The organism is Halomonas sp. MCCC 1A11062, assembly GCF_021404355.1.
GTDB lineage: Bacteria > Pseudomonadota > Gammaproteobacteria > Pseudomonadales > Halomonadaceae > Halomonas > Halomonas aerodenitrificans.
Genome location: NZ_JABFTW010000023.1, coordinates 25,390 through 48,624 on the forward strand (window position 1 = coordinate 25,390; position 23,235 = coordinate 48,624).

A 23,235-nucleotide genomic window follows, 5' to 3' on the forward strand; every position below is an offset into this window, starting at 1 on the left:
CTGGACGCTTACCTAACCAGCAACTGGACGCTTACCTAACCAGCAACTGGACGCTTACCTAACCAGCAATTGGACGCTTACCTAACCAACAATTGGACGCTTACCTAACCAGCAACTGGACGCTTACCTAACCAGCAATTGGACGCTACAATAACCAACAACTGGACGATGCTGGAGATTGGACATGGCCACGTCTTACCTACCTCGCCTGATTCGTGACCGTGTAGTGGAATCGCTCGCCGATACTCCGGTGGTCTGCCTGCTGGGCCCACGACAAGTCGGCAAGACAACCCTTGCCAAGCGCATAGAGCCCGAGCGGGCGTACTTCACTCTGGATGACCCCACCCTGCTGGAGGCGGCCCAGCAGGATCCGCTCGGTTTCATCGAAGGCCTGCCGGAGCGCGTTACCCTGGACGAGGTCCAGCGGGCCCCAGAGCTGCTTCTGGCTATCAAATCGGTAGTGGACCGGGACCGCTCGCCAGGCCGTTTCCTGCTCACCGGCTCCGCCAACCTCCTATTACTACCCAAGGCGCAGGACTCCCTGGCCGGCCGTATGGAGGTGATCTACCTGCACCCTATGGCCGAGCAGGAAAAACGTATCAGCCAATTCTCCCTGTTGGCCAATCTCATAGAAGGGAACCTCTCTCCCAAGATGGCCGCCGACACCATACCGCTCCCCCCTACGGCAGAGGTCATCTGTCAGGGCGGCTACCCCGAGCCGAACCGTCGCCCTCCCCACCGAGCACGGCAGTGGTACCGCCAGTATCTCAACGCCATCATCCAGCGTGACGTGAGGGACATTGCTTCCATTCAGGACGAGGATGGGATGCTGCGCCTGGTGGAACTGCTGGCCTACCGGACCGCCAACCTGCTCAACGTGAGTACGCTTGGCAAGGAATTGGGCATGGAACGCAGCACGGTAACCAAGTACCTGAGCATCCTGGAGCGGCTGTTCCTTATACAGCAGCTGCCCGCCTGGCACCGAAACCATGCTAAACGGTTGATCAAGAGCCCTAAGCTGCACCTTGTCGATACTGGGCTGGCCGCCGCCCTGACTCGACTAGCGCCAAGCCAGTGGCTGACCCAGGCCGAGCGTTTCGGTGCCCTACTGGAGAGCCATGTGGTGGCGCAGCTGATGGCCCAAGCCTCCTGGGTCGATCCCGAGCTGCGCTTCTCCCACTACCGGGACAAGGACCAGGTTGAGGTCGACCTAGTCATCGAGCGCGGCCAGGAACTCTGGGGAGTAGAGGTTAAGCGGGCCGCCAGCATACAGGCCAAGGACGCAGCCGGCCTCGCCCGACTCGCCGATCAAGCTGGCGAGCACTTCCAGGGTGGCATGCTGATCTATACCGGCCACCACTGCCTGAGGCTGAAGGTGCCAGGCTGCTACGCCGTACCCATCGGCATGCTGTGGGGTGAGGAACCCGGTCAGGCAATCTCCAGCGAAGCCACGTTGCGGATGCTGACTGGGCAGGAGCCGTGAGCTTGCTCGGTAGCAGAGGATAAAGGAAGGTAACAAAGAATGGTGGGCTCAACCGGACTCGGCCCAGCGACTAAGTTGGGCCTGATTTGCCGGGTCGATCATGCCCCCGCCTGTCTGCCTTAAGCTGTTCAGATATGGACAGGTTTGCCGTATTCTTGCCAAAAATACCATCACCAGTGACACGGCTCCCAAGTCTGGATGGACGCGATGAAAGACGATACCGGCGAAATTTTCACTCTCGAGGAGGTTGCCGCTTACCTCAAGGTAGGCAAACGCACGGTCTATCGCTTGGCGGCTGCCCGGAAAATTCCAGCCTTCAAGGTGGGTGGAACATGGAGATTCGCGCGTGCGGACATCGACAACTGGATCAAGCAGCAGTCGTTTGTGGATCAAGGCGTCAACAACCCTGACCCACCGAAGGAAGGCCGCTGACCATGAAGCTAATTCATAACACTGGCGCAGACCGGGTCATCGACTTGATGCGTCCGCACCTCAAGCGTGGCAACCAGCTCAGCTGTGTAACACCATCGTTTTCTCTCTTTGCCTTCGCCGAACTGCGGGATGCGCTGTCTGAGCTGGATCGTGTCCAACTGATTCTGTCCCCTGATGACGATAGGCTTGAATTCCTTGGCGGGGAAGGCGACCGGGCTGCGCGCAATCGCTTGCAGGTTCGTTGGTTGGCAAACCAATGCGCGAAGTGGATCAACAGCAAGGTTGAGTTGCGCCGGGCATTGGGGTCGGTGCCCCAAGGGGCAGCGGTAATGAGCAATTCGGGCGCGACGCCCGCGCAAGTCGTGTTGGGCTCATTCGCTTTCACCACCGATGGACTTGGGCTGACTCCCGGCAATCCCATGAGTCTGGTCCAGGCGTCGGAATCCGCCGCCGAAGCCGCGCAGTTCGCCGCCTGGTTCGATCAGCAGTGGCACGCGTTACCTACCCAACCCGAGGCTCGCGAAGCCCTAGTTGAAGTTTTGCGTGCCATGGGTGAGCACCGTGATCCCTACTCGATTTACGCCCTGATCCTGCATCACCTGTTTCGTGACAGCGGCGACGAAATGGACGAGGAGCGCATCGTCAAGTCGGCCACCGGCATCCGCAGCACGGTGGTCTGGAAGAAGCTCTTCAAGTTCCAGCGCGACGGCGTGGTGGGCGCCATCGACAAGCTCAACCGCTTCGGCGGCTGCATCATCGCCGACAGCGTGGGCCTTGGCAAAACCTTCGAGGCGCTGGCGATCATAAAGTATCACGAGCTGCGCAACGACCGAGTACTGGTACTGGCGCCCAAACGCCTACGCGACAACTGGACGCTCTACACCACCAACGACAAGCGCAACATCCTGGCGGCCGACCGCTTCAATTACGATGTGTTGAATCACACCGACCTGTCGCGTGACGGCGGCATGTCCGGCGACATTGACCTGTCGCACGTCAATTGGGGCAACTACGACCTGGTGGTCATCGATGAGTCCCACAACTTCCGCAACAAGGCCACGCACAAGGGCAAGGAGTCTCGCTACGACCGCTTGATGCGTCGAATCATCCAGGAAGGCGTCAAGACGCGGGTGCTGATGCTCTCGGCCACACCAGTCAATAACCGCCTAGCCGATCTGCGTAACCAGATTGCTTTCGTTACAGAGGGCGACGATACCGCACTGTTGGAGCATGGTATTTCCAGCATCGAGGCGACCACACGCAAGGCGCAGACCCAGTTCAACCGCTGGCTTAATCTCGATGAATCTGAGAAGAGCCCCAACAAGCTGGTTGAAATGCTGGGCTTCGACTACTTCACCCTGCTGGATCACCTCACTATCGCCCGCTCGCGCAAGCACATCGAAAAGTACTACGGCACTGCCGAGACTGGGCGTTTCCCGGACCGACTGCCGCCGATCAACATCAAGGCCGACGTGGACCGAGCCGGCGAATTTCGCAGCATCCGCGACATCAACCTAGAAATCCGCAGGCTCAACCTCGCCAGCTACGCGCCCTTGCGCTACGTCCTGCCGCACAAACAGGCCGCCTATGACGCAAAGTACAGCACCCAGATTCGTGGCGGCGAAAGCTTCTTCCGCCAGTTGGACCGCGAGGAAAGCCTGATTCACCTGCTGCGCGTCAATGTGCTCAAGCGCATGGAAAGCGCAGTGTCATCGTTCACGCTGACGGTCGAACGGCAGCTCCGGGACGTAGTGACCACCCTGGCCCGCATCGAAGACGCGGCCGAAGAGATCGAGGAACTCGACATTGCGGACGTGGATATTGACGATCCGGCCTTCGAAACCCTGCTCGTCGGTCGCAAGGTCAAGGTGCTGCTTAGCGATGTGGACCTGATCCGCTGGAAGCAGGACCTCATCGAAGACCGCAACCGCCTGGCCACGCTGCACGCGGCCGCCAAGCAGGTGGACGCGGCGCGCGACGCCAAGCTGATCGCGCTGCGCGACATGATCGAAGCCAAGTGCTGCGATCCGATCAACCCCGGCAACCGCAAGATCATCGTTTTCACCGCCTTCGCGGACACCGCCCAGTATCTGTACTCACAGCTCGCACCCTGGGCCAAGGACAAGCTCGGCATCGAGTCCGCGCTGATCACCGGCACCGGCCGCAATCAGAGCACCTTGCCGAACCTGCGCAAGGACCTGGCGTCCCTGCTCACCGCCTTCTCGCCGCGTTCCAAGGAGCGACCGGAAGAACTGGCCGCCGAAGGCGAGCTGGACCTAATCTTCGCCACCGATTGCATCTCTGAGGGTCAGAACCTGCAGGACTGCGACTGGCTCATCAACTACGACATCCACTGGAACCCGGTGCGCATCATCCAGCGCTTCGGCCGCATTGACCGCATCGGTTCGCCCAATGCGCGCATCCAGCTCGTCAACTTCTGGCCCAACATGGAGCTGGAGGAATACATTAACCTAGAGCAACGCGTCAGCGGCCGCATGGTGCTGCTCGACGTCTCCGCCACCGGCGAGGAAAACCTGATCGAGCAGCAGTCCGGCGATCCGATGAACGATCTGGAGTACCGCCGCAAGCAGCTGCTCAAGCTGCAGGACACAGTCATCGACCTGGAGGACCTGTCCACAGGCGTCTCGATCACCGATCTAACGCTCACCGACTTCCGCATCGATCTGGCCCAGTACCTCAAGGCGCACCCGGGCAAACTGGACAATCAGCCACTGGGCGCCTATGCAGTCACCACCAGTATCGATGCTGACATTCCGCCGGGTCTGGTCTTCTGCCTGCGCGCCGAGGGCTCAGCGGCACACAAAGCCAAGGAATCAGATTACCCCTTGGCACCGTATTACCTTATTCACGTGGGCGATGACGGAGCTGTGTTGCTGCCCTATACCCAAGCCAAACGCATTCTCGACCGCCTCAAGCGCCTGGCGTTGGGGCGGGAGCTACCTGACGTTGGTGCCTGCGTCCGATTCGACAGGGCTACCAAGCACGGCGAGGACATGCGTCACGCCCAGAAGCTGCTCAGCGCCGCCGTGGCCTCGGTGGCCGGCAAGCACGAAGAACGCGCCGTCGCCAGCCTGTTCTCGCCCGGTGGCACGCACGCCCTCAAGGGCGAGTTCGCAGGCAGCAATGACTTCGAGGTGTTGGCTTTCCTCGTTGTCCTTCCCGAGGACGACACCTGATGCCGACGCTGGGAACACCAGAGCTCATCTTAGCGCTCGGCCTACCTGCGAGCTGCCGGGTCGATCAGCGCGTGCCAAAGAAGCTGCTCCTTGAGAACGGCGCGCCCACCGCCACTGACAAGCGTCTGATCACCGAGGCCATCGAAGAAATTCAGTGGGTCGCGGCACTCAAGCCGAACACCATTGGCATACCCGACTACCACGACGAGTTGCGCGAGTACCTGGAGATCGCTGTGCTTGTTGTGACCTTGCGTAGCCAGTCCGGGCATGGGAAAGCGAAGCCAGTGAATGCGGTCCGCCTCGCCGAACTGGTGCACCGTGCGGTCCCATATCCGGTTCTGTTGCTGCTGCGCTCTGAGCAGCGCCTTACGCTATCCCTGGCGCATAAACGCTGGGCACAGAATGAAGCGGGCAAGATGGTACTGGACGGAAATCTCGTGTCTGCGTCACTCCCCGAGGATACGCCCTCGCCTGATGCGACGTACGCGTTCCTGCAGGACGTCGCCTTGACCCGTCAACCGCGATCCACGCTCTTCGGCCTTTATCAGGGGTGGATGGACAGTGTGCAGGCCCTGTTGGCGGCGAAGTTGACTGGAACGTTCAAGGCGGCCGACAGCCCGGAGCAGGCCTCGGCCCGCCGCCATGCCCTTCGGGAATGCGATCGGCTGGAGGCCGAGGCGGCCCGCTTGCGCACGCAGGCCGGCAAGGAAAAACAACTGGCGCGACAGGTTGAGCTCAACCTCGCGCTTAAGCGCGTGCTGGCCCAATTGGCTGCAGCACGCGAACAGCTTTGAAGATCGAACGAATGACGGAGAAAAAGATGAAGATAATCGACGCCGAGAGCCCACTGGCCCAGTCCGCGAATCTGGTTGCTGGCAACATTGAGCAGCTCAAGGCGCTATTCCCGGAACTCATCACCGAGGGGCCGAATGGCGTTGCAGTGAACGTGGATGTCCTCAAGACGCTGGTCGGCGAACGGGCCATCACCGACGCTGACGAGAAGTACGGCCTGAACTGGCATGGCAAGCGCCGCGCGCGGCAATTGGCGCTCACGCCCTCCACCGGCACGCTGCGGCCCTGTCCCGTGGAGAGCGTGGATTGGGACAGCACCCAGAACCTGATGATAGAGGGCGACAACCTCGAAGTGCTCAAACTGCTGCAGAAGAGCTATGCCGGCAAGGTCAAACTGATCTACATCGATCCGCCGTACAACACCGGTAGCGACTTTGTCTACTCGGACAACTTTCAAGACAACGTAAAGAACTACTTGGCGTTCACTGGTCAGCTTGAGGGTGGGCAGCCAGTCAGCAGCAATACGGAAGCTAGCGGGCGCTTTCACACAAATTGGCTGAATATGATCTACCCGCGAGTCAAGCTGGCTTGGGACTTGCTCCGAGCGGATGGTTTTCTGTTGGTGAGTATTGACGATAAAGAGTTTGGCCATCTCCGAACAGTGCTCAATGAGCTTTGCGGTGAAGAGAACTTCATCGCGACACTAGTCTTTGACAGAAACCGTAAGAACGATGCCAAGTTGGTTTCATCCGGTCATGAATACATGGTCTTGTACGCTCGCAACAAGCAGCTTTTGACGGAGCTTGATATGCGCCTGCGTGCGCCCAAGGAAGGCGTTGACGAGGTGAGGGAGCTCTTCGCGGAGTTACGTAAGAAACACAACGACAACTGGGTGGCAGTACTCGCCGGGTTAAAGGAGCACTACGCGACGTTTGTCGAGGATGACCCTCGTCTTCCTCTAGCGCGCTTTACGAAAGTCGACAAGAGGGGCCCTTACCGTGACGATGGCGATCCCAGCTGGCCTGGGGGTGGCGGTCCCCGCTATGACGTGCCGCACCCCAAGACGGGCAAGGCCTGCACCGTGCCAAGCCGAGGCTGGGTATGGCCTACCTACGAGAGAATGAAGCAAGAGATCGATGCAGGCAACATCGTGTTTGGAGAGGATGAGAAAAAAATTCCGTCCATCCGCCGGAACCTATTTGAAAAGGATGACCAGGTCCTCCGAAGTGTGATTTTCAGCTATGCACAGAAAGCAAGTCAGGACTTTGCAGCTTTGTTCGACGGGCAGATGGTCTTTCAAAATCCGAAGAGCTATCGAGATCTACACCGTCTGATCTCCTACCTGACTGAGCCCGGGGATCTGATCTTGGACTTTTTCGCTGGATCTGGGACAACGGGTCACGGGACAATGCTTACGAGTGCAGAAGCCGAACCATCTCGAAGGTTTGTTCTCGTCCAATTACCCGAGCCGCTCGACCCCACGAATAAGGAGCAGAAGATCGCTGCTGAATTCTGCGACCGACTTGGAAAGCCTCGAACAATCGCTGAGCTGACGAAAGAACGCCTGCGCCGCGCGTCTGCCAAGATCAAAGCCGACAGCCCAATGTTCGCCGGTGACACCGGCTTTCGCGTCTTCAAGCTCGACACCTCCAACATCCGCGCCTGGAACCCGCAGCCTGAGGACTTGGAAGCTTCGCTTCTTGACCATCAGGAACACATCCTCCCAGGTCGCAGCGAGGATGACTTGCTCTACGAGCTGCTGCTCAAGCTGGGCCTGGACCTGTGCGTGCCCATTGAGCAGCGCAAAATCGCCGGCAAGACAGTGCATTCCGTCGGCGCCGGCGTGCTCATGGCCTGCCTCGCAGAGAACATCACCGTGGACGATGTCGAAACCCTAGCCCAAGGCATCGTCACCTGGCACGAAGCACTCGCCCCGGCCGGTGACACCACCTGTGTCTTCCGCGACAGCGCCTTTGCCAACGACGTGGCCAAAACCAACATGGCCGCCATCCTGGAGCAACACGGCATCCAAAACGTGCGTAGTCTGTGAGGGTCTGGTCATGACAAATTATCACGGCAGTGAATTTGCACGCACGACAGTGCGCCCGAAGGGTGGCGTACAGGGTGGTACGCCATGAAACTGCACTTCGAGCCCAACCTCGACTACCAGCTGCAGGCCATAGAAGCGGTCTGCGATCTATTTCGCGGCCAAGAGGTGTGCCGTACCGAGTTCACGGTGACCATGAAAGTGCCACCACCGGCTGCAGGTGACATGTTTCCGGGAACCAAGCCGGAGCAGTTGACCCTCGGTGTGGCTGAATCGGACCTGGGCGTCGGTAACCGCCTTACCTTGCTGGACGACGAGCTGCACCAGAATCTGGCCGACATCCAGTTGCGCGGCGGATTGCCGCCGTCCGGCTCGCTTGTCTCGGGCGATTTCACTGTCGAGATGGAAACCGGTACCGGCAAAACCTACGTCTACCTGCGCAGCATATTTGAGCTGAACAAGCGCTATGGCTTCACCAAATTTGTCATCGTGGTGCCGTCGGTGGCGATCAAGGAAGGTGTCTACAAAACACTGCAGATCACCGAGGAGCACTTCAAGGGACTCTACGCCGGCGTACCCTTCGACTACTTCCTCTACGATTCCAGCAAGCCCGGCCCGGTCAGAAATTTTGCCACCAGCTCGAACATTCAGATCATGGTAGTCACCGTTGGTGCCATCAACAAGAAGGACGTTAACAACCTCTACAAGGACAGTGAAAAGACTGGCGGCGAGCGTCCGATTGACCTGATCAAGGCCACCAGACCGGTGCTGATTGTGGATGAACCACAAAGCGTGGATGGCGGCTTGAAAGGCGCGGGAAAAGAAGCCCTCGATGCTATGAATCCGCTGTGCACCTTACGCTATTCGGCAACCCATGTGGACAAGCACCATATGGTGTTCCGCCTTGACGCGGTAGACGCCTACGAGCGCAAGTTGGTCAAGCAGATCGAAGTAGCATCCGCAACCGTAGAGGATGCCCACAACAAGCCGTTCGTTCGGCTGGTGTCGGTATCGAACAAACGAGGAACCATCAGCGCCAAAGTCGAACTGGACGTTCAGAATGCAATAGGGGTGAGACGTCAGGAGGTGACGGTCTCCGACGGTGACGACCTGGAACAGGTCACCAAGCGCGCCATCTACGCCGACTTTCGCGTCGGCGAGATCAATACCGCCAAGGGTGAAGAGTTCTTGGAGCTGCGCTACCCCGGTGGCGAGACCTATCTCAGACCGGGCCAGGCCCATGGTGATGTGGATTCCCTGACCGTGCAGCGAGAGATGATCCGCCGCACCATTAGGGAGCACCTCGATAAGGAGAAGCGGCTACGCCCGCTCGGGATCAAGGTGCTATCGCTGTTCTTCATCGACGAAGTGGCTAAGTACCGGTCCTATGACGCGGACGGCAACCCTGCCAAAGGCGATTACGCCCGTATCTTCGAGGAGGAGTATCGCCGGGCGGCCAAACTACCTGCATTCCAAAGCCTGTTTGAGGAAATTGACTTGGACAGTGCCGCCGAGGACGTTCACAACGGCTACTTCTCCATTGACAAACGAATAGTTACGCCCTTTGAAGATATGGAGCTCAAGAAGTCGTCAAAGAAAGAGGATGTTGAAACGAGCTCTTACAACCTGATCATGAAGGAAAAGGAAAAGCTGCTGTCCTTCGATACTCCGCTAAAGTTCATCTTCTCCCACTCGGCACTCAAGGAAGGCTGGGACAACCCCAACGTGTTCCAGATCTGCACTTTGCGCGATATTCAGACCGAGCGCGAACGTCGGCAGACCATCGGTCGCGGATTGCGTCTGTGCGTGAATCAGCACGGTGAGCGGGTGCGTGGCTTCGAAGTCAATACCCTCACTGTGATCGCCACAGAGAACTACGAGCAGTTCGCCGAGAACCTGCAGAAGGAAATCGAGGACGACACCGGCATCCGCTTTGGCATCGTCGAGCCGCACCAGTTCGCCACCATCGCCGTTACCGGGACCGATGGCCACACCGTTCCTCTGGGCGTCGATCAATCGAAGGTGTTGTGGGAACACCTGAAAGCCACCGGCCACATCGATGCCAAGGGCAAGGTCCAGGACTCGCTGAAGACAGCACTGAAGGATGGAACCTTGGCGCTACCTGCAGAGTTTGACGCGCAGCGCAGTCAAATCGCCGAGGTGCTGCGCAAGGTATCGGGCCGCCTGGAGATCAAGAACGCCGACGAGCGCAAGCAGGTTGCCGTGCGCAAGGGGGTCTATCTCAGCCCCCAGTTCAAGGAGCTTTGGGATCACATCAAGCACAAAACGACCTATCGGGTGCAGTTCGACAACGACAAGCTGATCCAGAACTGCATCGATTCGCTCCAGAAAGCCCCGGCCATCCCCAAGGCCCGCCTGCAATGGCGCAAGGCCGACATCGCCATCGGCAAGGCTGGAGTGGAGGCGACGGAGAAAGCGGGCGCGGCAACCGTCGTCCTGGACGAGACAGACATCGAACTGCCGGACCTGCTCACCGACCTCCAGGATCGCACCCAGCTCACCCGCCGAAGCATCGCCACCATCCTGAGCGGCAGCGGGCGGCTGGACGATTTCAAGCGCAACCCGCAGCAGTTCATCGAACTGACCGCAGAGACCATCAACCGCTGTAAGCGCCTGGCCTTGGTCGACGGTATCAAATACCAACGCCTTGGCGATCAGCACGTCTATGCACAGGAACTGTTCGAGCAGGAAGAACTGATTGGCTACCTGAAGAACATGCTGATGGACACGGCTAAGTCCATCTACGAGCACGTGGTCTACGACTCCACCACCGAGCGCGACTTCGCCGACGCGCTGGAGAAGAACGACGCCGTCAAGCTCTACGCCAAGCTGCCGGGCTGGTTCAAGGTGCCCACGCCACTGGGGACCTACAACCCGGACTGGGCCGTCCTGATTGAGGAAGACGGAACGCAGCGGCTGTACTTTGTGGTCGAGACCAAGGGCAGTCTCTTCGCAGACGATCTGCGCCACAAGGAGGGCGCGAAGATCGCCTGCGGCAAGGCGCACTTCCAAGCGCTGGCCGTGGGCGAGAATCCGACAAGGTACATCGTGGCACGGTCGGTGGATGACGTGCTGTCAGAAGCGGCTAAAGGATAAAAGTTGTCATGAAGATCCAATCCGTTCGCATCAAGAACTTTCGCACGTTGAAAAACGTGACGATTCCCTTTGATTCCGTTACGACCTTCATCGGGCCGAACGGTGCTGGAAAATCAACCGTGCTCCGTGCACTCGATTGGTTCTTCAACGGCAAGCCCGGGGCGCTGACAGAGCAAGACTGCTCCTTTGGGGCGATTGACGAGGACATCGAGGTTCAGGTCACATTCTCTGACCTCACCGAAAAGGACCGTGAGGCGCTTGGCAAGTACGCGCCGGAAGGAGCCTCCTCGTTCACCGCATGGAAGCGCCGATCATCTGATGGATCCGATGTGCTCTCCGCCAATGCAAAGAGCTTCCCGGATTTCAACGCAATCAAGGCGGCAGGTAGTGCGACCACGAAGAAGGAACTGTACGCCGAACTTCGACGTAACCGCTCAGAGTTGAATCTCCCGTCAGCCAACACAGGCGCAGCCGTTGAACAAGCGATGACGGCATGGGAGGCTGATCACACCGATCAACTTGTCGACGCTCCCGAAGCACTCCAGACAAATTTTTTTGGCTTCAACAGCGGCGGCAAGATGAGCGGTCTCTTCGACTTCGTCCTGGTCACTGCCGACCTTCGCGCAAGCGAAGAGTCGGTCGATGGAAAGTCGAGCATCATTGGCAGAATTCTTGAGCGTTCAGTTGATCGTACCGCCGCTGATGAGGAAATCGCGAAAATTGTCGAGGAGTCGCGTACGAAGCAGCAACAAGTCTACGAGGAAAAGTTCAAGGAACAGCTTGATTCCATTACCACTCAGCTCAATCAGATCGTCACGTCTTATTCACCTGGTCGGGCTGTCACGGTTTCCCCAGCGGAGGTAGAGCTCAAGGCACCCCGGACCACATTCGAGGTGGCAGTTCTCGATGGCACAACCGAGACAGCTGTGGAACGACAGGGGCATGGCTTTCAGCGCACGATTCTGATCTCGGCGCTCCAGCTCTTGGCACAGTCGGGCGCAGCTTCAGCTGAGGGGGTCATCTGCTTAGCTATCGAGGAGCCGGAGCTCTTTCAGCACCCGATCCAGGCTCAAGCCTTTGCAAAGGTACTCAGGTCGCTCGCTGAAGATACTGGTAAACGCATCCAAGTGACTTATGCAACTCATAGCCCCTACTTCCTTGAGGCTCGCCATTTCGACCAGGTTAGACGGCTGACGAGATCGGCTGACGCGACTCCGGTAGTTTCTGTTCACTACGCAACGGTTGCTGATGTGAAAACTACGCTTCAGGGAGTAGTGGACGGTGATGTAGTAGATCGTCGGCTTGACCATAACGTTGCCGACCAGCTCGCCATAGCACTTTTCGCGAACCGTGCTTTCCTCGTGGAAGGCCCGACAGAGTCATCCGTGTTCTACGGTATCGGCGATAGGTTTTCTCTCGGCTCTCTTGAGGCGGCAGATGTCTCGATTGTTCCCGTAGGATCAAAAACATCAATACCGCTCGCGCATGCGATCCTGACCTCAATTGGCGTGCCTGTTTACGCACTCTTTGATGCGGATGGCGGGTTTGAGGCGCGCGCCAAAGCGAAAAACAAAAAGCAAGAAGATATCGATAGAGAGCGAAACAACCATGCAACGGAGAACTGCAAGCTACTGCGGTATTTCGGTATGCCTGAAGAAGATTTTCCATCTGCCGTTGCTGCTGACAAAGTAGCAATCTTTGAAGATCACCTTGAAACGTTTCTTTCCGAGAACTGGAAGGAATGGTTTACGGCCTGCGAAAGCGTAGAGACTGATACAGGCATAAAGCTTTCAAAGAATCAGCTTGCGTACCGCACGGCAACACTCAAGGCCGAGGGAGAGGTGCCGGAGATGCTTTTGCAAATCTTGGCCAAGGCAGAGGGCAAATAGTTATGCATGAAATCATTTTCCCTCCCCTGCGGGAAACCATACAAAATTGATGAGTTCCATATCTCGCGTCGGTGATATTCAAAGCCAGAAAGTGAAACGACAAGGCCAAGTCGCGACTGTAGCCGCTAAAAATTCGGTGTATGGCTCGATGCCAGTGATCATTCGTCGGTGGGTCTGGTCGAGCGTGGCACTAGAGTGGACTGAAAATCTCCAGGGGGGCTGAAGGATCGGCAGTGTACCCTCGGACTATGGGAATCGCCAAGCAAGAATCGCAAGCGATTGATTTTAATGGTGGGCCCAGCTGGACTCGAACCAGCGACCAAGGGATTATGAGTCCCCTGCTCTAACCAACTGAGCTATAGGCCCTGCATTGCGCCGCCGTATGATAGCGAAAGCTGATGGGCGTGGCCAGAGCCTGGGCGGCGGCAAATTCGCGCCGCTGCGTCGGGCACTTCCCGGCGTTTGGCGTGTCTTCTGGGGTGAGCCTTTCGCTCCTGGAGACGCACCGCTCATGAAACGCCTTTTCGCTTCTTTCTCGCTGTTGCCGCTGGGCGCCACCGCCCTGCTGTTTGCCCTGCCGCTTTCCGCCTGGGAGCTCGACCCGGAGCGTTCGCGGGTGTCGGCCACCGTGATGCAGATCGCCCCCGACGGCCCCATCCCCCGCCAGCACGAGGTGCGCCGGCTGAGCGGCAGTGCCAGTACGAACGGCACCCTGGAGCTGCCGCTGCGGCTCAACCAGAGCGACGTGGTGGAGCGGCTGGGGCCGCTGCCGCCGTGGCTCTCCGGCCTGACCGAGCGGCCCATGGCCACCCTGACCACCCAGTTTCCGCCCGAGCGGCTGGAGCGGCTCGAGGTGGGCGAGTCGCTGGTGGAAACTCTGACGATGACGGTGCGTTCAGGAAACAACGTACGCCAGGAGTCGCTGCCGGTGCGCTTCACCAAGACAAGCAGCGCCGAGGTGCAGGTGACCAACGCCGAGCGGGTGGCGCTGGATGGCCAGGCGCTGATGGCGGACCCCACCCTGCGCTCGGTGATGCTGCTGCTCGGCTACGAACAGATCGGCGATGAGGTGCCGGTCAGGCTCGACGCCCTACTGGTGAGGTAAACGGCTGCTGTCGCACTGTCACCGCCGCTCAGCCTAGGCAGAGCCCAGCACCTCGCTCTCCTCCAGCGCTCCGGTCTGTACCCGCCATTGGGCGGCGTAACGACCGCCGCGCTGGAGCAGCTCGGCGTGGCTGCCCTGCTCTACCACTTTGCCGCCGTCGACTACCACGATCTCGTCGGCATGAACGATGGTGGAGAGCCGGTGGGCGATCATGATCACGGTGCGGCCGTGGCCGATCTTGGCCAGCGAGCGCTGGATGGCCGCCTCGGTTTCGTTGTCCACCGCGCTGGTGGCTTCATCCAGTACCAGGATCGGCGGGTCCTTGAGCAGCGCCCGGGCCAGGGAGAGGCGCTGACGCTGGCCGCCGGACAGGCGCACGCCGCGCTCGCCCACGGCGGTATCGAGCCCCTGGGGCAGCGCCTGAATGAACTCCCATGCCTCGGCGGTGCGTGCCGCCTCGATCACTGCCTCTTCGCTGGCATCGGGCTTGCCGTAGGCGATGTTGTCGCGGATCGAGCCCTCGAACAGATAGACGTCCTGACTCACCAGGCCGATGGCCTGGCGCAGCGATTCGAGGCTGACCTCGGCAATCGGCTGGCCGTCGATACTCACCTCACCGGCCGAGGGGTCGTAGAAGCGCAGCAGCAGCTTCATCAGGGTCGACTTGCCGGAGCCGGTGGCGCCCACCAGCGCCAGGGTGTTGCCAGCGGGCACGTGCAGGCTGATGCCGTCGACGCCGACCCCGCTGGCCGCATAGCGGAAGCCCACCGCTGCGAAGCTCACCTCGCCGCGCACCGGCTCGGCTAGCGGCTTGCCTTCGTTGTCCTTCACCGTGATCGGCACCGCCAGCAGGTCGAGGATACGCCGCGTGCTGGCCATGGCGCGTTCGAACAGGTCGATCACCTCGGCAAGGCCGGTAAGCGGCCACAGCAGGCGCTGGGTGAGGAATACCAGCACCCCGTAGGCGCCCACGTTGAGGTCGCCGCGCAGCGCCAGCATGCCACCCACGGTGAAGGTGGCCAGGAAGCCGGCCAGGATCGCCATGCGGATCACCGGAATGAAGGCGGAGCTGACCCGGATGGCGCGGCGGTTGGCCTCCACGTAGGCCTCGCTGACCGTGCGCAGCCGCTCGGCCTCCCGCGCCTCGCTGGTGAAGCTCTTGATGGTGGCGATGCCGGAGAGGTTGTTGGAGAGCCGGCTGGCGAGATCGCCCACCTTTTCGCGCACGTCGGCGTAGAGCGGGCCGGCCTTGCGCTGGAAGAAGAAGGCGCCCCAGATGATCAGCGGGATCGGCGTGAAGGCGAGCAGCGCGATCAACGGCGAGATGACGAAGAACACTGCGCCCACCGCCACCACGGTGACGCCGACCTGGATCAACGAGTTGGCGCCGCCGTCGAGGAAGCGCTCGAGCTGGTTGACGTCGTCGTTCATGGTCGCCACCAGCTGACCCGAGCTCTTCGACTCGAAGTAGGCCATGTCGAGACGCTGAGCGTGCTCGTAGGTATCCAGGCGCATGTCGGCCTGCAGGCGCTGGGCCAGGTTGCGCCACAGGATCTTGTAGAGGTATTCGAAGATCGACTCGCCGGCCCAGATGAAGAAGGTGAGCACGGCGAGCACCAGGATCTGCTCCTGGGGCGTGGTGAAGCCGAGCCGGGCGACGAAACTGCGCTCCTGGTTGACCACCACGTCGATGGCCACGCCGATGAGGATCTCGGGGGCGATGTCGAAGATCTTGTTGATCACCGAGCAGGTGGTGGCGGCAACGATGCGGCGCCGGTAGCCGCGCGCGTAGCGCAGCAGACGCACCAGCGCATGGAAACTGTTGGCGGAAGCGTTGGCTGACATGAGAGATTCCTGGCGAACAAGATTCGCAGCTTAACGGTTTCGCGCCACTTGCACCAAGGCGAAGCCGAGCCCGGTCGTGTCGGGCTCGGCATCAGGCTGAGGGAAAGCGCTACTGCGGAAGCGGGTTACTGCCAGTTCACTTTCTCGAGCAGCGCACGAGCCGCCTCGGCGTGCTCGCCCAACTCGCTCATGGATGCAGGATCCATGCGCGCTGCGCCCAGTCGTCGCTGTGCATTTGCTTCACCCACCTCAGCAACGACAGGGTAGAAAATGCCTGCGGCGACGTCTTGCTGTACCTCGTCTGCCGCCGTGTGCTCGAGGAAGCGCAAGGCTGCTTCGGCGCGGGGCGTACCGCGGGCCATACCAAACCCAGCCACGTTACGGTAGGCACCGCGACCGTCAAGGCCTTCTCCCTCCTGGTTGGGCCAGACAAGCTCGAGCTGCTCGGCCAGGGCCCTCTCCGCTTCATCAGCGGACTCGAGCATGCGCAGGTAGTAATAATGGTTGGCCACGGTCACGGCGCAATCGCCCGGCTCGGCCACCGCACGAAGCAGCTCGCCGTCGCGGCCGCCGGTGGGCTGGGCCAGATTGGCCACCAGTGCTCTCGCCCAGCGCTCGGCCTCGGCTTCGCCGTGATGCAGGACCATCGAACTCATCAGCGAAACGTTGTAGGGCGAGCGGCCACTGCCCAGACACAGCTGGCCGGTTAGACGCTGGTCCGCCAGCGCCTCGTAGCTCTGCGGCGTCCAATCGAGCTTATCGGGATTGACGTAAATGACGCGGGCCCGCGTGGCATAACCGCTCCAACCTGCCTCGAGGTTGCGCAGCGCCTCCGGCACCCGTGTTTCGATCCACTCCGACTCGAACGGCTGAAACCAGCCGGCCTCCACCTGGGCGTGAATGTTGCTACTGTCGACAACCATGATCACGTCTACCGGTGGCTCGGCCTCGCTTGCCATGGCCTCGGCAAGCTCATCCATGGTCAGCGTCACCAGCTCGACGGGGATGCCCGTGGCCTCGGTGAAGGTGGTAAATATCGGTGCCTGAGAATCGTTCAGGCGTGAGCCCGTAATCCTCAACGGCTCGTTGGCCATGGCGATGGGGGTGGCCAACAAGGTAAACGTCAGCGGCACGAGGGTGCGGTGAAGCGAAGTCGGCATCGGTGGTGGCTTCCGGTAGTGACCTGGACCGGGCGAAAACCGCCACGGCATGAGAAGTAATGGTAATCATTAGTAAACAAAGACACACCAGCCGGGGCGGCAACGTTACGTTCAGCGTCGAGCAACACGTGGTGAACTTGCATCACCTCATCACTCTTCACGACAATACTGGGCTTTCCACCGCCAAGGATGCTCGATGATCCCCGATCTCTTCGCCGTCATGGCCCCCATTCTGGCCGGTGCCGGACTGGGCTTCACGTGGATCCGCCTGGGACATCCCTTTCCCGTCGACTTCGTCACCCGCCTGGTCTTCAACATCGGCACGCCGGCCCTGGTCATCGCCTCGCTCACGGGTGCCGACATCGATGCCGGCAGCTTCGGGCGCACCATGCTGGCCACCGCCCTGGTGATAATACTGATGGGCGGCGCCACCTTCGCCATGGCGCGGCTGCTGAAGCAGGATTGGCGAGTGTTGCTGGCCCCGATGATGTACCCCAACACCGGCAACATGGGCCTGCCGGTGGTGCTCTACGCCTTCGGCAGCGCGGGCTTCGCTTTCGGTATCACGGTAATGGTGACGGTCTCGCTGTTCCAGTTCACCATCGGCGCCATCTTTGCCAGTACCGGCAATCCTTTGAAGACTCTGCTCAGGACGCCTACGGTTTACGCTATCCTGATAGCACTGCTCCTGCTGCTGACGGATACCGGGCTGCCGCTGTGGCTGGCCAACAGCGTCGACCTGATCTCGGGTTTCACGGTGCCGCTGATGCTGATCACGCTGGGGGTGTCGCTGGCGAGCATCAAGGTGAAGAACCTGAAAACGGGCATCGGTTTCAGCCTGCTGCGCATCCCCATCGCCGCACTGTTGGCCTGGGGTATCGGCACGCTGCTGAACCTGCCGCCGCTGGCACTCAGCATCCTGATATTGCAGATGTGCATGCCGGTGGCGGTGTTCAACTACCTGTTCGCTCAGCGCGCCAAGCGGGAACCGGAATACGTTGCCAGCCTGGTGTTCTGCTCGACGTTGCTGGCGCTGTTCTACTTGCCCATTCTGCTGGCTATCCTGATGTAGCCGGCAAGCGAGACCGAGGGGTGAAGGGAACACCCCGGCTGCACCACAGTCTCTATCTTCTGGGGCGGCAAAGAAATGCAAGGGAGGAAGTCATGCACGAAGCAAACAAGCCATTGTCCGTCGTTGTGCTGGCAGGTATCGCGGCAAGCGGTACTGTCCTGGCCACCGCAGCGGTCGGCGCCGAAGTCATCGAAGAGAGTCTCTCCACCGAACACTTGGAGCTACGCCTGGAGCGCATTGCCGAGGGTCTCGAGAACCCCTGGGCGGTAACCATGCTGCCCGACGGGCGCTTTCTGGTCACCGAGCGGCCGGGACGCCTGGCGCTGATCGATGAGGACGGCAGCATCACGCATCTCGAGGGCGTGCCCGAGGTCAGCGCTCAAGGCCAGGGCGGCCTGCTCGACGTCACGCTGCACCCCCGCTACGGTGACGGTGAGCACGACTGGCTCTACTTCACTTGGAGCAAGCCCGGCGACGGCGGCACGGCAACGGCCTTGAACCGCGCCAGACTGAGCGACGATGCCCTGAGCGACGTCGAGACGCTGTTCGAACAGGACCGCTTCTCCGGCCCCGGGCGGCACTATGGCTCACGGCTCGCCTGGCTGCCCGACGAGACCCTGCTGATGTCCATCGGCGACCGAGGCACACCTGAACGCGCCCAGGCGGCAGACGATCATGCCGGCAGCGTGCTGCGGCTAGCCGCCGACGGCAGCGCTCCCGACGACAACCCCTTCACCGACGAAGATGCCACCCGGGCCGAGATCTACACCCTCGGCAACCGCAACATCCAGGGCATGGTGGTGACCGAGCAGGGTGAGGTCTGGGCCACCGAACACGGCCCCTTCGGCGGCGACGAGCTCAATCTCATCGTCGCGGGAGAAAACTACGGCTGGCCCGAGGTCAGCCAGGGGCGCGACTATGGCACCCGCGAGCCCATCGGCGAGGACTCCCTGCCGGGAATGCAGGACCCGATCCATGTCTTCGAAGCGCCCTTCGCCCCCTCCGGCCTGGCTCAGGTGACCTCGGCCACCTTCGGCGAATGGCAGGGCGACCTGCTGGCCGGCGGGCTGCGTGGCGAGCGGCTATACCGCTTGAGAGTCGACGGTGAGCAGGTGGTCGACAGCGAAGTGGTGCTGGATGGGCAGATAGGACGCATCCGCGGCGTGCACCAGGGGCACGATGGTGCCATCTACCTGGTCAATGACGAGGCGCAAGGCAGCCTCTACCGGCTACGGCCGGTGGAGTGACTCAAGCGCGGCACCGGTCCGTGTGGGCTGGTGCCGCATTCGTCTAATGCTGCCTGCGAGATGCCATGCGCCTACGCAATCTCATCCTCATCACCGTCATAGCACCGCTGTTCCTCGTGCTGCTGATATTCAGCCTGGTGGCCATCAAGTCGCTCGAGGATAACGTGCGCACTCGCCTCGAGCGGGAAGTCCAGGTCATCACCAACGTCATCGGCACGACCCTGAGCCACGCCCTCAGCCGCAACGCCACCGAGCCGCTCGAGGAGTCGCTCTACTCCGCGTTCTCCTTCCATCGTATCTACGGCGCCTATGTCTTCGACGCCAACGGACGCGAGATCTACGGGCTCGGCCTGGGGCAAGCCCTGTTCAGCCCGGAAACCATCCGCGAGGTCGCCGAGCGCGGCGAAATGCGCGCGGCCTATCGCGAACACGACGGCTGGCATTACTACTCCGCTCTGAAGCCGCTGATGTCCAACACCGGCGAGGTGCAGGGCGTACTGCAGGTCAACCGGCTCAACACCGGGATCGAGAACTACACCGGTTTTCTCAGCCAACTGGCGCTGCTGGCATTCGTCGTCGGCGCGGCCGGGATCGTGCTGGGTATCTGGTGGGGCTTTCGCCGCCATATCGAGCGCCCGCTGGAGCGGCTGCTGGCCGTCATGCAGCGAGTGGAGGCCGGCGACCGGGAGCAGCGCGCCGAAGCCGAGGGTCCGCAGGAGTACGAACGCCTGGCGGTGGCCCTGAATGGCATGCTCGATGCCATGGCCGAGAAGGACGCCGATATCGAGACACGTCGGCGCAAGGAGATCGAACTCGAGAAGCGACTGCGCAAATCGAAGAAGCTCGCCGAGCTCGGCGTGCTGGCTGCGGGTGTCGCCCATGAAATCGGCGCCCCGTTGACGGTGATCAACGGCCAGGCGCAGCGCCTCTCACGCCGCGAGACGCTCACCGACGCGGACCGCACCAGGCTTGGTCGCATACGCGGAGAGGTGGAGCGTATCGTCGAGATCGTGCGCCAGCTGATGGAACTGGGCCGGCGCCACAACGTCGAGAAGGAACCGCTGCAGCTCGCCGAACTGCTCGAGACCACCCGCGAACTGGTCGAGGAGGATTTCGAACAAAGCGACATCCGGCTCGAACTCGACCTGCCCGCGACGACACCGCCGCTGCTGGCCAACGGCCAACAGCTGATACAGGTACTGACCAACCTGCTACGCAACGCGGCACAGGCCAAGGGCGTCGAACGCGTGCGCATCCGCGCACAGGACAAGGAGGGCTGGTTGACTCTGTGGATAGAGGACGATGGCCCGGGAATCTCCGACCAGGACAAACCGAAAGTCTTCGACCCGTTCTTCACCACCAAGCCCGTGGGTCAGGGCAGCGGTCTGGGATTATCCATGGTACATCGAATCATTAACGATCATGGCGGCACTGTCGGTGTTTACGACAGCGAGCTGGGGGGAGCCGGCTTCGAGATCGGGCTGCCACTGAACGATAGCGATGAAGGAGGGACTGCCACGTGACAGGAAGCCACACCCAATCCGATCTGCCGATACTGGTCGTCGAGGATGACGCCGCCATCCTGGAGCTGCTCGAGGAAGAGCTCCAGGAAGCCGGCTACAAGACGCTCGGTGTCAGCAGCGCCGAGGAAGCCATGCTCACCTTGAGCCACAGCGAAGTGGCCATGATCATCAGTGACGTGCGTTTGCCCGGCATGAGCGGCATGCAGCTGCTCGAACAGCTTCGCCAGGAGGGTAGCCGGGTAGGTTTCATCGTGATCACCGCCTTCGGCACCATCGATCAGGCCGTCGAGGCGCTGAAGATCGGAGCCGACGACTTTCTGACCAAACCGCTCGATCTGGAAAGCGTGGGCGAAGCGGTCTACCGCGTGCTGGAGAACCGGCGTCTGGCCGAACGCTTCCAGCAGGGAGAGTCGCCCGGTCATTTCCATGGCATCGTTGGGGAGAGCGAAACGATGCAGGCGCTGTTCCACGATGCGGCACGCTTGGCCAAGAGCGACGCGCCGATTCTGATCCTCGGCGAGAGCGGCACCGGCAAGGAGTTGTTGGCGCGTGCCATTCATGCCGAAAGCCCCCGCGCCACCGAACCCTTTATTGCCGTCAATTGCGCCAGCATCCCTTCAGAGTTGATGGAGAGCGAGTTCTTCGGCCACGTGAAGGGGGCCTTCACCGGAGCCAGCGATTCACGCCAGGGCCTGTTTCAGGCCGCCAACGGCGGCAGCCTGTTCCTTGATGAGATCGGCGAGATGTCGCCCGGGCTGCAGGCCAAACTGCTGCGCGCCCTGCAGGAGAAGATGGTCAAGGCCGTGGGTGCCGAGAAGGAAGAGTCGGTGGACGTGCGAATCATCGCCGCCACTCACCGCGACCTCGAGCAGGAGATCGAGAGCGGCAATTTCCGCAGCGACCTGTTCTATAGGCTGGAAACCTTCTCCCTGCGCATTCCGCCGCTGCGCGAACGCCAGGGCGACATCGAACGCCTAGTGTCGGCACTGATCGAGAAGCACGCCACGGCCCAGGGCAAGCGCATCGAAAGTGTAGAACCCATGGCGCTCCAGACCCTGCTCGACTACCCCTACCCCGGCAATGTGCGGGAGCTCGAGAACGCCATCATGCGGGCGGTGACCCTGGCCGAGGAAGGGCTGCTCAGCCACGCCGACCTGCCGGAACGCATTCGTCAGCATGGCCAGGAGCAGCGTGGCGTGGTACGTCAGATCGAAGCCGGCAGTGCCCTCGTCGCTCGCAGCCAGCAGAGCTGGCCGAGTCTCGAGGAAGTCGAGAAGCGCTATATCCAGAAGGTGCTGGAGGCCACCGGAGGCAACAAGCGGCGCACGGCGGACATTCTCGGCATCGCCAGACGCACGCTCTACCGGCGGCTGGAGGAGGATTGACGACTATTCAGACGTTACGACCCGAACGCAACTGACATAGCGACAGGACATAGGGACAGGAAACGTAAAAAAGCCCCCGTGGGAGCGCGGGGGCGAAGTACGCCATGCAACTCGCTGACGGTGCAAGGGGGGAGGGTGGCGGGCCGTCAGCCAATTGCGGCGCGTCATGCTCTGAGGGGAAGAGGCTCGGCATCCCTGCGTTGCCTCCTCCATCCTCGGCAGCGAACCCGGTTACTTCCCTGTTCGTTCGCTGCCATGGTCTGCTCGGTTACTGGTTGCCGGTGGTGCCAGCGGCACCCGGGCCGATCTCCTCTTCCGGAGAGGTCGCATCGTAACCGTCGTTGCCCGGCATCGGCTCGGTGCCTTCACCGAAGCCAGCCTCACCTTCCTGCTGCATACCCGGAGCGGCCGGATCAGCACCCGGTGCTACGCCATCCTCCATCGGAGCGGGGTCGGCACCAGGGCCGCCGGGCGCTGCATCAGTGCCCGGAGTGGGCTCGGCGCCAGGTGCGCCGTCAGCGGCACCAGGCATGGTCTCAGCCCCCGGATCGGTCTGCATGCCCGGGTCGGCGCCCGGAGCAGTGGTGCCCGGAGCAGTGGTGCCCGGTGCGGTGTCGGTACCGGTATCCGGGAAGGCCGGGTCGGCTTCACCCGGGGCCACGCCATCCTCCATCGGAGCAGGGTCGGCGCCAATGCCCGGCGCGGCGTCAGTGCCCGGCGTGGGCTCTGCACCCGGAGCGCCTTGCACGGCTTCAGCCGGATCCTGGGCTTGTTCTTGAGTCTGGAACTCGTCCTGCTGAGTCTGGGTCTGCTGGGCCAGTGCGAACGGGCTGGCAGTCAGCCCCATGGTCACACCAACGATGCCTAGCTTCTTCAGAAATTCCTTGGACATCATGATTCCACCTCCTGCGGTATCGCCTTGCGCGAAATGTGATGGGCGT

Annotated in this window: 15 protein-coding genes and 1 tRNA gene; 12 read left to right on the plus strand and 4 right to left on the minus strand. The window is 61.1% G+C overall.

What is annotated here, in order from left to right:
• Positions 1-184 precede the first annotated feature (184 nt).
• From HOP58_RS18910 to HOP58_RS18940, 7 genes are all read left to right on the plus strand, one after another.
• Complete coding sequence (locus tag HOP58_RS18910) at positions 185-1,483, plus strand: ATP-binding protein (RefSeq protein ID WP_234261193.1); 1,299 nt, start codon at positions 185-187, stop codon at positions 1,481-1,483.
• 207 nt (positions 1,484-1,690) lie between these two features.
• Entirely contained in the window at positions 1,691-1,915 is a 225-nt protein-coding gene (locus tag HOP58_RS18915) for a helix-turn-helix domain-containing protein (protein ID WP_234261194.1), read from the plus strand.
• Positions 1,916-1,917: 2 nt separating this feature from the next.
• Positions 1,918-5,112, plus strand: a complete 3,195-nt coding sequence (locus HOP58_RS18920) for a helicase-related protein (RefSeq protein WP_234261195.1) — start codon at positions 1,918-1,920, stop codon at positions 5,110-5,112.
• Positions 5,112-5,906, plus strand: a complete 795-nt coding sequence (locus HOP58_RS18925) for a DUF4391 domain-containing protein (protein WP_234261196.1) — start codon at positions 5,112-5,114, stop codon at positions 5,904-5,906. Before HOP58_RS18920 ends, HOP58_RS18925 begins: the two co-directional genes overlap by 1 nt.
• A gap of 26 nt (positions 5,907-5,932) precedes the next feature.
• Complete coding sequence (locus tag HOP58_RS18930) at positions 5,933-7,954, plus strand: site-specific DNA-methyltransferase (protein ID WP_234261197.1); 2,022 nt, start codon at positions 5,933-5,935, stop codon at positions 7,952-7,954.
• A gap of 84 nt (positions 7,955-8,038) precedes the next feature.
• Positions 8,039-11,068, plus strand: coding sequence for a DEAD/DEAH box helicase family protein (locus tag HOP58_RS18935; protein ID WP_234261198.1), 3,030 nt, complete (start codon positions 8,039-8,041; stop codon positions 11,066-11,068).
• An 8-nt stretch (positions 11,069-11,076) separates the two neighbouring features.
• Positions 11,077-12,957 carry an ATP-dependent endonuclease gene (locus tag HOP58_RS18940; protein ID WP_234261199.1) on the plus strand — a complete coding sequence of 627 codons (1,881 nt, stop codon included), beginning with the start codon at positions 11,077-11,079 and terminating at the stop codon, positions 12,955-12,957.
• A 289-nt stretch (positions 12,958-13,246) separates the two neighbouring features.
• On the opposite strand, the gene HOP58_RS18945 is transcribed toward HOP58_RS18940, so the two are convergent.
• Positions 13,247-13,323, minus strand: a tRNA-Ile gene (locus HOP58_RS18945).
• Positions 13,324-13,468: 145 nt separating this feature from the next.
• Here HOP58_RS18945 and HOP58_RS18950 point away from each other — a divergent pair.
• Positions 13,469-14,062: a hypothetical protein gene (locus HOP58_RS18950; RefSeq protein ID WP_234261200.1), complete on the plus strand. Its 594-nt coding sequence runs from the start codon at positions 13,469-13,471 to the stop codon at positions 14,060-14,062.
• Positions 14,063-14,095: 33 nt separating this feature from the next.
• Here HOP58_RS18950 and HOP58_RS18955 read toward each other — a convergent pair whose 3' ends face one another.
• Positions 14,096-15,907, minus strand: a complete 1,812-nt coding sequence (locus tag HOP58_RS18955) for an ABC transporter ATP-binding protein (RefSeq protein WP_234261201.1) — start codon at positions 15,905-15,907, stop codon at positions 14,096-14,098.
• A 125-nt stretch (positions 15,908-16,032) separates the two neighbouring features.
• Positions 16,033-17,067, minus strand: a complete 1,035-nt coding sequence (locus tag HOP58_RS18960; RefSeq protein ID WP_234261202.1) for an extracellular solute-binding protein — start codon at positions 17,065-17,067, stop codon at positions 16,033-16,035.
• Between the two features lie 196 nt (positions 17,068-17,263).
• Between HOP58_RS18960 and HOP58_RS18965 the strand changes: the two genes are divergently transcribed.
• From HOP58_RS18965 to HOP58_RS18980, 4 genes are all read left to right on the plus strand, one after another.
• Entirely contained in the window at positions 17,264-18,139 is an 876-nt protein-coding gene (locus HOP58_RS18965) for an AEC family transporter (RefSeq protein ID WP_234252766.1), read from the plus strand.
• A gap of 92 nt (positions 18,140-18,231) precedes the next feature.
• Entirely contained in the window at positions 18,232-19,386 is a 1,155-nt protein-coding gene (locus HOP58_RS18970) for a PQQ-dependent sugar dehydrogenase (RefSeq protein WP_234261203.1), read from the plus strand.
• Between the two features lie 65 nt (positions 19,387-19,451).
• The gene (locus tag HOP58_RS18975; RefSeq protein ID WP_010629581.1) at positions 19,452-20,909 is read left to right on the plus strand and encodes an ATP-binding protein; all 1,458 of its coding nucleotides are present in this window, start codon (positions 19,452-19,454) and stop codon (positions 20,907-20,909) included.
• Complete coding sequence (locus tag HOP58_RS18980) at positions 20,906-22,294, plus strand: sigma-54 dependent transcriptional regulator (RefSeq protein WP_010629582.1); 1,389 nt, start codon at positions 20,906-20,908, stop codon at positions 22,292-22,294. The genes HOP58_RS18975 and HOP58_RS18980 overlap by 4 nt, the downstream gene beginning before the upstream one ends.
• A gap of 268 nt (positions 22,295-22,562) precedes the next feature.
• On the opposite strand, the gene HOP58_RS18985 is transcribed toward HOP58_RS18980, so the two are convergent.
• Entirely contained in the window at positions 22,563-23,189 is a 627-nt protein-coding gene (locus HOP58_RS18985) for a hypothetical protein (RefSeq protein WP_234261204.1), read from the minus strand.
• Between the last annotated feature and the right edge of the window lie 46 nt (positions 23,190-23,235).